Annotated in this window: 13 protein-coding genes; 2 read left to right on the top strand and 11 right to left on the bottom strand. The window is 65.2% G+C overall.

Annotated features, from left to right (window positions below; all coding sequences use genetic code 11):
• Positions 1-100 precede the first annotated feature (100 nt).
• A complete protein-coding gene (locus ACYVNQ_RS12030; RefSeq protein WP_460902727.1) occupies positions 101-913 on the bottom strand; it encodes a hypothetical protein in 813 nt (270 codons plus the stop codon).
• A 542-nt stretch (positions 914-1,455) separates the two neighbouring features.
• Here ACYVNQ_RS12030 and ACYVNQ_RS12035 point away from each other — a divergent pair.
• Positions 1,456-3,294 carry an ATP-binding response regulator gene (locus ACYVNQ_RS12035; protein WP_460902728.1) on the top strand — a complete coding sequence of 613 codons (1,839 nt, stop codon included), beginning with the start codon at positions 1,456-1,458 and terminating at the stop codon, positions 3,292-3,294.
• Between the two features lie 125 nt (positions 3,295-3,419).
• Here the strand turns inward: ACYVNQ_RS12035 and ACYVNQ_RS12040 are convergent, their stop codons facing one another.
• From ACYVNQ_RS12040 to ACYVNQ_RS12065, 6 genes are all read right to left on the bottom strand, one after another.
• On the bottom strand, positions 3,420-4,145 hold the full coding sequence (locus tag ACYVNQ_RS12040; RefSeq protein WP_460902729.1) for a response regulator transcription factor: 726 nt from the start codon (positions 4,143-4,145) through the stop codon (positions 3,420-3,422).
• A 643-nt stretch (positions 4,146-4,788) separates the two neighbouring features.
• A complete protein-coding gene (locus ACYVNQ_RS12045; protein ID WP_460902730.1) occupies positions 4,789-4,980 on the bottom strand; it encodes a hypothetical protein in 192 nt (63 codons plus the stop codon).
• The gene (gene cydB / locus ACYVNQ_RS12050; protein ID WP_460903562.1) at positions 4,958-5,962 is read right to left on the bottom strand and encodes a cytochrome d ubiquinol oxidase subunit II; all 1,005 of its coding nucleotides are present in this window, start codon (positions 5,960-5,962) and stop codon (positions 4,958-4,960) included. The genes ACYVNQ_RS12045 and cydB overlap by 23 nt, the downstream gene beginning before the upstream one ends.
• A 36-nt stretch (positions 5,963-5,998) precedes the next feature.
• Positions 5,999-7,390 (bottom strand): cytochrome ubiquinol oxidase subunit I, encoded by a 1,392-nt coding sequence (locus tag ACYVNQ_RS12055; protein ID WP_460902731.1) that lies wholly within the window; start codon positions 7,388-7,390, stop codon positions 5,999-6,001.
• A gap of 311 nt (positions 7,391-7,701) precedes the next feature.
• Positions 7,702-7,893 carry a 4-oxalocrotonate tautomerase gene (locus tag ACYVNQ_RS12060; protein ID WP_460902732.1) on the bottom strand — a complete coding sequence of 64 codons (192 nt, stop codon included), beginning with the start codon at positions 7,891-7,893 and terminating at the stop codon, positions 7,702-7,704.
• 52 nt (positions 7,894-7,945) lie between these two features.
• Complete coding sequence (locus tag ACYVNQ_RS12065) at positions 7,946-8,722, bottom strand: class II aldolase/adducin family protein (protein ID WP_460902733.1); 777 nt, start codon at positions 8,720-8,722, stop codon at positions 7,946-7,948.
• Between the two features lie 317 nt (positions 8,723-9,039).
• Between ACYVNQ_RS12065 and ACYVNQ_RS12070 the strand changes: the two genes are divergently transcribed.
• Positions 9,040-9,594, top strand: coding sequence for a putative glycolipid-binding domain-containing protein (locus ACYVNQ_RS12070; RefSeq protein WP_460902734.1), 555 nt, complete (start codon positions 9,040-9,042; stop codon positions 9,592-9,594).
• On the opposite strand, the gene ACYVNQ_RS12075 is transcribed toward ACYVNQ_RS12070, so the two are convergent.
• The 4 genes from ACYVNQ_RS12075 to ACYVNQ_RS12090 all read right to left on the bottom strand — a co-directional run bounded on the left by ACYVNQ_RS12075 (position 9,555) and on the right by ACYVNQ_RS12090 (position 14,263).
• Positions 9,555-10,541 carry an alpha/beta fold hydrolase gene (locus ACYVNQ_RS12075; RefSeq protein ID WP_460902735.1) on the bottom strand — a complete coding sequence of 329 codons (987 nt, stop codon included), beginning with the start codon at positions 10,539-10,541 and terminating at the stop codon, positions 9,555-9,557. The genes ACYVNQ_RS12070 and ACYVNQ_RS12075 overlap by 40 nt on opposite strands.
• Before the next feature lie 27 nt (positions 10,542-10,568).
• Positions 10,569-11,441 carry a metal-dependent hydrolase gene (locus tag ACYVNQ_RS12080; protein ID WP_460902736.1) on the bottom strand — a complete coding sequence of 291 codons (873 nt, stop codon included), beginning with the start codon at positions 11,439-11,441 and terminating at the stop codon, positions 10,569-10,571.
• A 71-nt stretch (positions 11,442-11,512) separates the two neighbouring features.
• Positions 11,513-12,472 carry an SDR family NAD(P)-dependent oxidoreductase gene (locus tag ACYVNQ_RS12085; RefSeq protein WP_460902737.1) on the bottom strand — a complete coding sequence of 320 codons (960 nt, stop codon included), beginning with the start codon at positions 12,470-12,472 and terminating at the stop codon, positions 11,513-11,515.
• Positions 12,473-12,649: 177 nt separating this feature from the next.
• Positions 12,650-14,263, bottom strand: coding sequence for a flavin-containing monooxygenase (locus ACYVNQ_RS12090; protein ID WP_460902738.1), 1,614 nt, complete (start codon positions 14,261-14,263; stop codon positions 12,650-12,652).
• Between the last annotated feature and the right edge of the window lie 163 nt (positions 14,264-14,426).

Consider the following 14,426-nt stretch of genomic DNA (forward strand, 5'->3'; position numbering starts at 1 on the left):
ACACGGCTTCGATGTCGAGCGCGTGATCAGCTTCGACGGAGTCCGCCGGTGCGCCGGCGCGCCGCACGAACCGCGTGGCGGCTCGACAGACACGCGGCTCTTACGCGGCCGCTTCAAGCGGTTCGTCGTCGGCTTCGAACGCTTCGCTCTCGCACGACACGACCGCCAGCAGGTTCAACACAATCAGGATGGCGTCGCGATTATCGACGTCGATTGCAATGCCGAGATCGTCGCTAAGCCACCGGCCGATCTTGGTATTGGAAAATTCGTCGGCGCCAGCCGTCTTCTTCATGGTGACGCCGAGTTTGACGGCGCGATAGTGATACGACGGCACGCGATGCCGCGCGGCCACCGCCGACAGGCCGCCCTTGCATTCCGAGTAGCCGCCGAGCGTGCCGGACAACACCACCCGCTCGGGCTCGTCGAGACCGGCGATAAACGCGCGGGCTGCGGCGCGCACGCTGGCTTCGTCGAGATTGTGCTGTAGCAGCACGCTGTCGATCGGATCGTCGAGCGCATGTGCGTGCAGGTCGATTTCCTGCGCCATGCCGTCGGCTTCCATCGACACATTGCGCTGGTGGCTGGCACTGCGCAGGCAGTCGATCAGATAGCGGCGAAAGTAGGCGCAGATCGCATAGCCGTTGGACGGTGCGCTTTCCGGTGTGGCGCGCGAATCCATATGGCCGGGCGCGAGGCGCAGCACCTTGGTGTAGATGAACTGGTGGACCAGCTCTTCCTTGTCTTCGCCGAGCGCATGCAGCTCGAGCGGATGGTAGCTGCGCAGCGCGCGCTTCACGAGACCGTACATCGACACCATTTCGTCATCGGAGAGCTGCGTGCGGCGGCGCCACAGATCGGGAAGGACTGTCTCGTCGGGGATGCGTGCGAATGCGTGACTCGGTACCGCGCTCATGAAAGCCTCCGTGTGGTGTTAGGGCCTGCAAGCGCGGTAAGAGGCGGATAACCGCCGGGGGGCACCTTGATGACAAGGCAATCGAATCGGTCTTCGCGTTGCTTCGGAAGACCGCATGCCGCGCTGTGATTGGTATGCAGTATGGTTTTTGCACGCGGCGCCGACTATATGGATTAAGTGATAGCTGAAGGGTAAACCGATGGGTAAACCGTCGGGTAAACCATCCGGCGTGGGGTCGGTTCTTAATGCGTAATGCATGGAATCGACCGCCGTCACAGCCGTAAAGTCCGGCACGGGTAAACTACGGCGGCGCTAAACTCCGAAGATTGAAGCCAGCCGTCGACCAGATTCGAAGAACATGCGTACGGGAGCCCGCCCGCCTGATGCCGGCCGCCCGGCGCTGCCGTGCCGTGCAGCGTGCCTGCCGGGGATTCTTGCGGGCCACTTGCCGGGCGCTTGCCCAGCCCACCCAGACCGAACCCGGGCCTGACCTGCGCCGCCAGCCGCCGCGAGCGCCGTCCGGGCCAAAAGGAGACCGCCCGATGCGGGTCGACCCCATTCAGCGTGCGATGGACGAAGACCTCGTGCGCGTGCTGTACGCGCAGGATCCAATCGCTTTTTTCACGCACTGGTTCTCGATCACGGTGCTGGTCGCACCGTACTGGACGAACATTCCGCATCCGCAGCTGTTTGCGGCGTGCTTTATTTTCTACGGCCTCGCGAACTGCGCCGGCCTCGTACTGTGGATGTGCCATCGGCGCTGGCCCGACACGCTGCAGCCGCGCGTGTGGATCTATCTGCATGCGCTGCGCAATGTGCTGCTGTACGCGGCGCCGGGTCTTTCCATCTGGTTCGCGTTCCAGAGCGCGCAGACCGATCTGCCGCTGCTGCACACGGTGATGCTGCTGACGCTCGCGGCCGGCGTGTTCATGTCGAACGGCTTCGACGTGATCAACTTCACGACCTCGATCGCCTTTCTGCTGTTGCCGACCATCGCGATGCACTTCGGCGTGCACACCTTCGACCGCACGCTGATCGCCAGCGTGCTGGCGTTCTTCTTCTGCGCGATCAACGTCTATGCGGTGAGCTACCGCAAGCTGTTCCAGCGCGTCGTGCAGGCGCGCGTCGACCAGCAGACGCTGGCCGAATCGCTGGCCGAGCAGAAGCTCGTCGCCGAAGAGGCGAACCTCGCGAAGACGCGCTTCTTCGCGGCCGCCAGCCACGACCTGCGTCAGCCGCTCCACGCGATCGGCCTGCTCGCCGCGTCGCTGAACGACCCGGAAGCGACCCGCGCGCAGCACGCGAAAACCGTCGATTACATCGTCAACAACGTCGAGGCGCTCAACCAGCTGTTCAATCAGGTGCTCGATCTGGCGCGGCTGGAAAGCGGCGTCGCGCAGGTGATGCCGATGCACTTCAAGCTTTCCGAACTGTTCGACCGGGTCGGCAACCAGTATTGGCCGCAGGCGGCCGCGAAGGGCCTCGCGCTGCGGATCGCGCCGACCCCGGCGGTGATTCACGGCGATCCGGTGCTGCTCGAACGGATTCTGAGCAATCTGCTGTCGAACGCGGTGCGCTATACCGAGAGCGGCGCGATCTGGATGGGCTACCGGCGCGCCGGTCGCGCGACGGGCGGCCACATCGAGGTGCGCGATTCCGGCATCGGCATCGCGCCCGACGAGCAGGAGCGCATTTTCGAAGAGTTCTACCAGGTCACCAATCCGCTGCGCGACGCGCGCCAGGGGCACGGCCTCGGTCTGCCGACCGTCAAGCGGCTGGTCGAATTGCATGGCAGCGCGCTGCGGCTGCGCTCAGCGCCCGGGCGCGGCTCGGTGTTCCGCTTCAGCGTCGAGGCCGGCGACGCGGCGCGCATCGTCGCGGGGTTCAACGAAACGGCGAGCGGCGCGGTGGCGATGCAGGGGCGCCACGTGCTGTGTATCGACGACGAACCGGCGATTCTCGAAGGCCTGAAAAGCCTGTTCGGCCGCTGGGGTTGCACGGTGCGCGGGGTGCCCGACGAGGCGCTGGCGCTGCGGGCGATCGATGAAGGTTTCGAGCCGGACGCGGTGCTGTGCGACTACCAGCTCGCCAACCACCGCAGCGGCGCACAGGCGCTGGCCGCCGTGCGCGAAGCATTGCAACGGCGCGGCCGCGCGCAGGTCGTGACGCTGCTGATCACCGGCGATATGGCGTCGGCGGAGTTGCACGCGCTTGCGGCGCAGGGCATTCCGGTGCTGCACAAGCCGGTGACGGCGGCGCGCCTGCGGCGCACGCTGGAATTGCTGTGGCAGCAGCCGGAACTGACGCAGGAGCAGCTGACCGAAGTGGGGCAAGGCGTGGTTCAGACGCTGCCGCAAGCGGCGTTCGGGCGGCAGGGGTGAGGGCAGGAGCGACGCTCGGCGGGCGCATCCGGGCGCAGCGCTACAGCGGACTGCTGCGGCTGTGGCAGGCATCGCGACAACCGCTCGCTGTCGCGGCTACCTCAGCCCCGGCATGACCGCGACGGCTACAGCGTCCGGCCCGTCTCGAGCCACCCGTTGATCACCGCGATCGCGGTAGCGCGGTTGTGCACGCCAAGCGCCCGAAAGATCACGGACAGGTGCACCTTTACGGTGCCCTCGGCGACGCCGAGATCGCGCGCGATCATCTTGTTGGTCCAGCCGCGGTGCACCAGCCGCATGATTTCCTGCTGACGCGGCGACAGGTGTTCGAGCAGATGCTGTTGATGCGGCTGCAGCGCCTCGATCCGCGCGGGCGGCGGTTCGGGTTCCGGACAAGCCGGCGCGGGCACGGCGCCCGCACCCGCACCGACGCTCGCAGTCTCGCGCGCGCCGAGCAGGCTCAACGCCTCCATCGGCACATACGCGCCGCCCGACAACACCAGTTCGATGGCCTTTAGCATCACGCTGGCCGGCTGCCGCTTCGGCACGAAGCCGAGCGCGCCGGCCGCGAGCACGCCGCGCATCTCGTCGGGCGACTCTTCGGCCGACAGCACGACCACCGGTAGTGCGGGGTTGCCCTTCAGCAGGCCGGCGAGCGACGCCGCGCCGCTCATGCCGGGCATGTGCAGGTCGACGATCGCGAGATCGTGGTTCGCATCGGGTCGCGCAAGCGCCGCGAGGCTCTCCCAGCTGTCGGCTTCATCGAACTGCGCATCGGGATCGAGCCCGCGCAACAGTCCCTTGACGCCCTGGCGGATCAGTTCATGGTCGTCGGCCACAAGAAACTTCATGATGTCTCCGCGAGTTGGCCCTGCCGGTTCGTTATTGCCGCTGCGCCGCAGCGTCGAGGCTGCCGCGACGCAATCATCCGCCGGGGCCGCAGCGGAAGGCGCCCTGCACGACGTGCGCCTTCCGTGCGCCTTCAGCGCGGCGCGCAGCATCGTACCCGATGCCGCGCGCCGCCGCCTGCTGCGTTCCCCGCGGCCCGCGCCACGCGGACCGTTACAGCACCCATCCGGGGCTCGCCCGTCGTGCTGACCGGGTTTGCCCTGCGGCGCGGCCGTGTACCCGGTCGCTGCCGCTTTTGCCGCCGACGCTTCTGCTTCCGGTGGCACGGCGGCGCGGTTATCGCTACCGCGTCCGTCGTACGTTCCGGCTATTGTTGTCGTCCTTTGCAGCGATTGCAATCGCACCCCGATCGCGCCTGTTGCGAAGGCTGGTCTCGTGCGCCGTCTCTCAGGTCCGTACCGCGCGGCCCTGTCTCGGACCGTCGCGGCAGCGGCGTCGCCCGGCGCGGCGAAGTTTGCCGCCGCGACCTGCTACGTAGACGAGCGGGTCTCGACCATTTTGAAGAGCGGCGGCGCGGCGCGAGGGTATAGACGAATGGGGTATCCGTCGGGTGGTCGGCGTGATGGGTGGGGTTTGTCCGACCGCTTAGCGGCTCACCGCAAACAGCGTCGCATTCATCAGCAGCTTGAACGCGTAGCCCACCGACACTGCGCTGCCTACGCCGACGCACCACAGCGCGATGAACCACAGCCAGCCGGGCACGCGGCGCGGGTTGCCGTCGGCGTGGGCTTTGACGCCGGTGTGGGTGTGAGCGTTAGTGATAATGAGCTTCGCCATGACGCACCTTGCCGCGGAATACCCAATAACCGAGAGTCGTGTACGCGATGATGATGGGCAGAATCACCGCGGCCCCGGCGAGCGTGAACATCTGGCTCGAACGCGGCGCGGCCGCTTGCCAGAGCGTCACGCTCGACGGGATCGCATACGGGAATACGCTGACCAGCAGGCCGACATAGCCGAGCAACACCAGCGCCAGCGCGAGCATGAACGGCGTATGGTGCTCGCGCCCGCGCACTGCGCGATACATGAACACCGCACACAGCGCGACGAGGAACGGCACCGGCAACAGACGATACAGCAGCCCCGAATCGAACCAGCGCTGAGCGATGTTCGGGTCCTGCAGCGGCGTCCACAGGCTTACCACCGCGATAAACGCAAGCAGCACGATCGTCAGCGGCCACACCACGCGGTGCAGGCGCCGCTGCAGATCGCCCTCGGTCTTGCCGACCAGCCAGCAGCAGCCAAGCAGCGCATAAGTCGCGACGAGGCCAAGGCCGGTCAACAGACTGAACGGCGTGAGCCAGCCGAACGCATCGCCGGCGAAGCCGCCACCTTGCGCCACCGGAATCCCTTCGAGGTACGCGCCGAGCGCAATGCCCTGGAAGAACGCCGCGCCCGCCGAGCCGCCGATAAACGCCAGATCCCACAGGTGTTTGGTGCGGTTCGCCTTGGCGCGGATCTCGAACGACACGCCGCGGAAGATCAGACAGATCAGCATGAACACGAGCGGCAGATACAGCGCGGAAAGCACCGTCGCGTAAACGGTCGGGAACACCGCGAACAGGCCGGCGCCGCCGAGCACGAGCCAGGTTTCGTTACCGTCCCACACGGGCGCGACGGTGTTCATCATCAGGTCGCGTTCCTTCTCGTCGGGAAAGAACGGAAACACAATGCCGATGCCCAGATCGAAGCCGTCGAGCACCACGTACATGAAAAGGCCTAGCGCGAGAATCGCGGCCCATACCAGAGTGACGTCCATCATTTAACTCGCAAAGGATTCAAAAATTTCCGGGAATCAGGCTGCCGGCAACGCATTGCGCGACGGCCGACCACGCACGCCGCCGGGCACGCCGTCACGGCTTTCGCCGGGCAGCGCGGGGCCTTTGCGCATCAGCTTGAGCAGGTAGTAGATGCCGGTGCCGAACACGAGGAAGTAGATGACGACGAACGCCATCAGCGAGATGCCGACCTGTTGCGCGGTCAGCGGCGACACGGCTTCGACGGTGCGCTTCATGCCGTAGACCACCCACGGCTGACGGCCCGCTTCGGTGGTGATCCAGCCGGCCAGCAACGAGATAAAGCCGGTCGGCCCCATCGCGACGGCAAAGCGCTGGAACCACTTCGCTTCATACAGCCGGTTGCCGCGACGCAGCGCCCATGAGGCCAGCGCGAACGCGATCATCAGCATGCCGAGGCCCGCCATCACGCGGAACGTCCAGAACACCAGCGTCGAGTTGGGCCGGTCTTCCTTCGGGAAGTCCTTCAAGCCCTTGATCTCGCCATCCCATGAATGCGTCAGGATCAGGCTGCCCAGATGCGGGACCGACACCGCATAGCGGGTGGTTTCCGCCTGCATGTCCGGGATCCCGAACAGGTTCAGCGCCGTGCCGCCTTTTTCCGTATTCCACAGGCCTTCGATCGCGGCGATCTTGGCCGGCTGGTATTCGCGCGTGTTCAGGCCGTGCTGGTCGCCGACGAATGCCTGGATCGGCGCGAGAATCAGCAGCATCCACAGCGCCATCGAGAACATCTTTCTCACTGCGGCGTCGCGGCGGCCCTTCAGCAAATGCCATGCGCCGACCGCGGCAACGACTAGCGCGGTCACGATAAACGCGGCGATCGCCATATGCGCGAGCCGGTACGGGAACGACGGGTTGAACACGATCTTGAACCAGTCGACCGGCACTACATGGTTATCGACGATCTCGACGCCCTGCGGCGTCTGCATCCAGCTATTCGACGCGAGGATCCAGAAGGTCGAGATCAGCGTGCCGATTGCCACCATCAGCGTGGCGCCGAAGTGCGCGCGCGGGCCGACGCGCTGCCAGCCGAACAGCATGATGCCGAGGAAGCCCGCTTCGAGGAAGAACGCGGTCATCACTTCGTACATCAGCAGCGGCCCGGTGACGGGTCCGGCAAACGACGAAAAGCCGGCCCAGTTGGTGCCGAACTCGTAGCTCATCACGACGCCCGACACGACACCCATGCCGAACGCGACTGCAAAGATCTTTGACCAGTACAGACAAAGGTCTTTGTAGTAGGCCTTGCCGGTTTGCAGCCAACGCCATTCGAGCACCGCGATAAAGCTCGCAAGGCCGATGCTCAATGCCGGGAAGACGATATGAAAGGAAACTGTGAACGCGAACTGGAGCCGCGCCAGATCAAATGCAGAAAGGGAGGTGTGCATGTTTCGGTACCCGAATCCGGACTACGCACGGCGACCAGCGTCGGCGCGCACTGCACGAAGCAGATGGCGCAAGCGTAGGGGAAGTTGGGGTTAACGTGCAGCGCTGTGCTGCGCTGCCGCGTGCGTCGAAATCACGCAGCGAGGCGCTTTGCCGCATCGCGTTTTTTTAAGTAAGGCTTTGATTGCGATTGAAAAAATCGCGCGATGCGAATTGGGAGGGCGGTGCGCGGGGCGATGCGCGATGCGTCAATACACCGCGCTGCAGCATGAGTCGCGGCTCGCTTCCCGCTCGCGAGCCGGATTCAGATCGGCTATGTCTGCGGGTCGGACCACAGGCGTCCGCCGGTGGCCCAGTTTTCACGCGGTACGTCGACCAGGATGATGTCGACCGAATTCGGCTCGACGTTCAGCGACTCGCAGGTCGCCTGGGTGATCGCTTCGACGAACTTGCGCTTCTGCTCGACGGTGCGTCCTTCGAACAGTTCGATGCGAAAGGTTGGCATGACAACGGCTCCTTTAGGGATAACGGGCTCTTGGTTGAGAGAGAGGCTGGGTTCAGTCGCGAAACGCGGGATCGATGCGATCGAGCTTGCGCAGCAGCGCGGGCCACTCGAGCGTACCTTCGATCGCACCGCCGTCGTATAGCTGTTCGGCGGCGCGCGCCGCCACGGCCGGCGACGGCAGCACGAGTGGCGCGCCGCCCGCCTGGGCTTGCAGCTGGATTTCGCAAGCCTTGATCAGCGTCGCCATTAGCACATACGCCTCGGCCACCGTGCGGCCGAGCGTCAGCGTGCCGTGATTGCGCAACAGCATCGCGGGCCGGCTGCCGAGATCGACGATCAGGCGTTCTGCGTCGGCGGGCGTGAACGCGAGGCCCTGGTAGTCGTGGTACGCGAGGTAGCCGTGAAAGCGCAACGCATGCTGCGAAGCCGGCTGTAACCCTTCAGGCTGGATCGACACCGCGATGCCGGCGCTATTGTGCAGATGCATCACGCAGAACGCGTCGCTGCGCGCGGCGTGCACGGCGGCGTGCAATGCGAAACCCGTTGCGTTGACCGGATGCACGCTGGTGCCGACCACGTTGCCGTCGATGTCGATCTTCACGAGGTTCGACGCGCTCACTTCTTCGAAGCTGAGGCCGAACGGGTTGATCAGGAAATGGCCGGGCTCGCCGGGCACGCTCGCGGAGATGTGCGTATAGACGAGATCGTCCCAGCCGTTGAGCGCCGCGAGCCGGTATGCGGCGGCCAGATCGGCGCGCGTGCTGCGCTCGGCGTCGGACATCGGGCCTGCGCCGGATACGCGGCCGGCGGGGACATGAGCGAACGACATGACATCTCCTGCGGTTATATGGGGGCAATGTGGCTGCGCCGCGGGACGAGCGGGCGGCGCTGCGTTTGCGTGCTGCCGCGCCTTGGTGTGTCGGCGCGTATCGCGTGCATGGAAATTGCGGCGCTGAACCGTGAGCATAAACGCCTGTATCGCGCGGCGGCGTGCAGCAGCGATGATAACGGCTATCGGCGGCGCGAACGTAGAGTGCTTCGCGCATTGCCGATGATGCCATCCGGCAGCGCGCGGCGACCGGCATCCGGGACGCGCTGCGCCACGTCGACAAGTGGCGCGTGCACAACCGCAAGGAGGAACACGCGATGCGTGAAGTGCGATGGGTTTCTGAGGAAGGCGGCGGCGTCGAGCATCTCGCGTTCGACGAGCGCCCGGACGGCTTTCGTATCGAAAGCGTGATAGTCGGGCAAAGCGATGGCAAAAACTACGGGCTGTTCTACACCGTGCGCTGCGATCCGCAATGGCGCACGCTGCATGCTTACCTGAAGGTGACCGGCGGCGCCACGCTCGAACTGACGGGAGATGGCGCAGGCAACTGGCACGACGGACACGGGCTCGCGTTGACGCAACTGGCCGGCTGCATCGATATCGACATCACGGCGACGCCGTTCACGAACACGCTGCCGATCCGCCGGCTGCAACTCGCGCGCGGCGCACGGCAGACGATTCCGGTCGCGTTTATTTCAGCGCCGGATCTGCAGGTCAAACGCGTCGAGCAGGCGTACACGTGCATCGAGCCGGATGCCGAGTATCGCTACGAAGGCATTTCCACTCATTTCGCGGCGAATCTGCCGGTCGATGCAGATGGTCTGGTGATCGACTACCCGATGTTGTTCACACGCGTGCCGTCGGTCGTCTGAGCGTCGCGCGTCTGATCGGCCTGCGTGGAAGCCTCTGCGGGCTCGTGGCGCGCAATGAAACGTGCGATGCTCGCGGCGACGCGCATCGGCTCGCGCAGGACGACCCAGTGGCCGGCATCGATTTCTTCGCGCCGGTAGGGGCCGAGCCATGTTTCGAGCCCGACGGAAAGCGCCGGTCCGACATACGGATCGCGCAGCGGCACGATGAACTGTACGGGTGCATGTGCTGAGCGCGGATGCGGGTGGAGCATACGCGACACGAAGTTCGCGCGGTAAAGCTCGAGGCCGTTCAGCGCGTTGCGCAGTTGCGCCGGATCGCGCACCGCTTGCAAGCGTTCGCTGACGCGCAGCCACCACGGCCACGCGGGCACTCCAAGCAGGCGCCAGTACAGCTCCGGCAACAGCGGCAGGTGAAAGAAATAGATGTACCAGGACTTCAGCAACTGTGCGATCGTGCTACCGAACGAAGTGCGCCTGCTCGCGGCGTGCCGCGTATCGGCGTCGTTTGCGGAACGGGGCAGGCCGCGCGTGCGTGCCGCTGCATGGTCGAGGCAAGGTCCCGAGATCGACGTGTACGACGCGATGCGCCCCTCGAGCGGCGTGGTGGTCACCGCTTCCCAGCATTGAATCGAGCCCCAGTCGTGCCCGACCAGATGAAACGGCCGGGTGCCGATCAACGCGTCGGCTACTGCGGCAAGATCGGCCACGAGCGCTTCGAGCCGATAACCAGTGCGCCCGGCGGGCGCATCCGATGCGCCGGCGCCGCGCACATCGTAGGCAATCACGCGAAAGCGCGCATCCAGTTGTGCGCGCACCGCCTCCCAGATCAATGCGGAGTCCGGATAGCCATGCACCAGCACCACGGGCGTCGCGTCGCGCGGGCCGCTCACGTAGACGGCGAGCCGCAGCCCATCGGCGCTGATGACGGTGTGCGTTTCAGATTCCATCGTGTGTGCTGGCGGATCGGCGGAGGGTTATCCGTTGAGATCGGGGTGCTGCGCTTGCGACGTGCCGGTGGTCTCGGCAACCGCGGCCACTGAGGCTACCAGTGCATCGATGCGGGCGAGCTGCGCGCGATTGTCGTGGTCCCATGGATGAAAACCGGGCTTGAAAAAGCGTAGCCATTCTAAGGCAATGCCTGGGAACACACCGTGACGCGGACCATACAGAAACTTCGCGACCTGCCACATGCCGCGCAGATGGCCCCCGTGCCGGCGATCGGCGACGATCAGACGCACGTGAAAGTCGAACACCAGCAGCCAGAACAGCAGCGTCACGATGAGCATCGTGCCGGTGCGGATCAGATAACGCGCGGGCCCGCGCGGCAGCACGGCGTTCCACACGTCGAACGAGACCGACTTGTGTTCGGTTTCTTCGAGCGCGTGCCATGTCCACATCTGCACGTAGCCTTCGACCGAGCCTTCGATACGTGAGCCGTCTTCGAGCAGCAAGCTTGCGAGCATCGCCGTGTAGTGTTCTAGCGCCACGGTCATCGCCAGTTGAAACGAAGACGGCAGGATCTTGCGGTCGACGTCGAGCAGCCACGCAACGCGTCGCTGAAGGCCGCGTGCGGGCAGGCCGGCTGCCTGCAGCAGTTCGTTGTATTCGACGTGCTCGCGCGTATGCATGGCTTCCTGGCCGATAAAGCCGAGCACCTGCTTTTTCAGCTGTGGATCGTCGATGCGGTCGCGATAGTGGCGCACGCTGTCCATGAAGAAGCGCTCGCCGGCCGGAAACAGCAGCGACAGTGCATTGAAGAAATGCGTGACGTGCGAACCGAGCCGGTGCCAGTCGCAGGCGCGTTCGGCAGGCAGCGCGAAACGCAGGTCGCGGCGCACGGGCATCATGGTGTTCTCCGTTGAGGTTGATCGGCTGAGAGGGCGTGTTGTTCGTTTCACGGGCGACACGCGGGCACGCGCTAGGACCGCGCGCGGTTGGCGGTAGCGTCGTCTCGCGATGCCTGCGCATCGGGCCGCGCATTCGCGGTATTGGCCGCTGATGTGCCGCGCGCACGCGCTTGCGCAATGCGGCGCATGCGCCGCGTCTGCAGCACGACAAGCGCCTGATACGCGGCCGGCAAGGTGCGCGCCAGCCAATCCGCGGCGCGCGCGTCGCGCCCGATCAGCACGCGGCGCCGGTTCTTGCGCACGCCGTCGAGGATCGTGCGCGCCGCGTCGTCCGCACTGGTGATGAAAAACTTCTCGAAATCGTCCTTGCCTTGCTGCTCGCTATCGACCATGAAGCCGATCATGTTCGGCGCGATGCGGCTCGCTTGCGCAATCGCCGTGCGGATGCCGCCCGGATGCACGCAGGTGGCCGATACGCCGCAGCGCATCAGGTCCAGCTCCTGGCGCAGTGCTTCGGTGAAGCCGCGCACCGCGAACTTGGTCGCGTTGTAGCCGCTCATGCCCGGCTGCGCGAACAGTCCGAATACGCTCGAGGTGTTGACGATGTGACCTTCGCCGGTGGCTTTCAGATAGGGCAGAAAGGCCTTCGTGCCATGTACGACGCCCCAGAAGTTGATGTCGACGATCCATTCGAGATCGGCATACTCCATCCCTTCGATCGTGCTCGACAGCGCGACGCCGGCGTTGTTGAACACCAGATTCACATACTGATGCTGCGCAACGGTGTCCGCGGCCCAGTCGAACATTGCGGCGCGCGCGGCGACGTCGAGGACGCGTGTCGTGATGCGCACTTCGCCCACCGTGCGCAGTGCTGCTGCGCGTGCGAGCTGCGCGGTCTGCGCGAGCGTCGCTTCGTTGAGGTCCGCGAGCGCCAGGTGGCAGCCCTCGCGGGCGAGTGCGAGCGCAAGCGAACGGCCCATGCCCGAGCCCGCACCGGTGATCGCGGCGACTTTGCCGGTGAAGCTTTTCATCGGGCCTCCTGGATTCGTGGAGCAATCTGTCGGTTGCGTTATCGGTAACGCGTGTGGTGCTTGCGATGCGTGTAACGCGTGTGACGCGGCGCGATAACGCTCGCAGTACGACAAAGCACGTGCTGGGACGCGCGAGTTGCAAACGACCGCTTAAGGACGCTACTTAAGCACGCCGTTTCAGGACGTTATTTCGGTGGACGTTGCGCGTCGACCGTGTGCGGCGTGCGGCGCTGCATCGCTAGCCTGCGTCTGCTGCGACGTCTGCTTCGCCGGCGCATATGCAAAGTAGTCGCCGATCTCGAAGCGCCGCGTCGCTTGCCGGAAGCGGTACGAAAAGCCCGGCCACAGCGTGGTGTTCTTGCCATTGCGCGGATCGAGATACCAGCTGCGGCAGCCGCCGATCGACCAGATCGCGCGGCCGAGTTGTTGCTGGATGCGTTCGTTGTACGCGCGCTCGACCGACGGCCGCACTTCGAGCGCGGCGGCGCGCTCGGCGCGCATCGTCTGCAGCGCGCGCAGGATGTATTCAACCTGCGACTCGATCATGTACACCATCGAGTTATGGCCAAGACCCGTGTTTGGGCCAACGATCATGAACAGGTTCGGATAGCCGGGCAGCGTCGTGCCGAGATACGCATGCGCACCGTCGCGCCACGTATCGACGATGTCGGTCCCGTCGCGGCCGCGTATCACGCCGCGCGGGAAAGGATCGGCCACCTGAAAGCCGGTGCCGAAGATCAGAACGTCGGCGGGGTGACGCACACCATCGTCGGTGACGACGGCATCGGCTTCGATGCGCGCGATGCCAGCGGTATGCAGCGCGACGTTGGCGCGCGACAGCGCGGGGTAGTAGTCGTTCGAGATCAGGATGCGCTTGCAGCCGAGCGTGTAATTCGGCGTCAGCGCGGCGCGCAGTTGCGGATCGACGATCTGGTGGCGCAGATGGCGCAGCGCGGCTTTCTGCGCGGTTTTCATCAGCGCGGGGCGCACCGTGAACGCGAACGCGCGCGCCTCGAGCATCCAGTAGAGGCCCGCACGCAGCAGCGCCTGTGTGAACGGCAGATGGCGAAACAGCCACTGTTCGAACGGCTTCACCGGGCGATCCGCTTTAGGCATGATCCACGGCGGCGTGCGCTGATACAGATCGAGTTGCGCGACGTGCGGCGCGATCTGCGGCACGAACTGGATCGCGCTTGCGCCGGTGCCGATCACGGCGACGCGCTTGCCATCGAGCGGATACGCATGGTCCCACTGCTGCGAATGGAAGGTTTTGCCTTCGAACTGCGCGAGGCCAGGAAATTCGGGCAGCGCGGCGCGCGACAGCCCGCCCATTCCCAAGATCAGCACGCGCGCGGACCATGCTGCGCCGTTTGCGAAGCGCAGTTGCCAGCGGTGCTGTACTTCGTCGTAGACCGCGCTGGTGAGGGGATGCTCGAAATGCAGATGCGGCGCAATGTCGAAACGTTGCACGCAGTCTTCGAGATACGCGCGAATTTCCGGCTGTTGCGCGAACATCCGCGACCAGCGCGGGTTCGGCGCGAACGAGAACGAATAGACGTGCGATTGCACGTCGCACGCGCAGCCGGGATAGTGATTGTCGCGCCAGGTGCCGCCGACGGAGCCGGCTTGTTCGGCGATCATGAAATCTGTGAAGCCCGCCTCGCGGAGCTTGATCGCCATGCCGAGACCGGCGAAGCCCGAGCCGATGATCGCGATGTCCGTCTGCACGATCGCGCATGGCAAGTGCGGGACGGCCGTGGGGGCGTCTGCGGGCGTCGGGCTGGAAGTCATCCGCGGGCTCTCCGTGATCGTGCAGCTATGACTGTTACATTGAACGATGTAACGATAGTGGTTCGCGTGATGTCGCGCAAGCGGGTGACTAGACGGCGGGCTCTATGCGTTTTGTGTGTGGCGCGGCGGCGGTGATACGGAAGATCGAGTGCGCAGACGATGC

This window comes from Paraburkholderia jirisanensis (assembly GCF_054782355.1).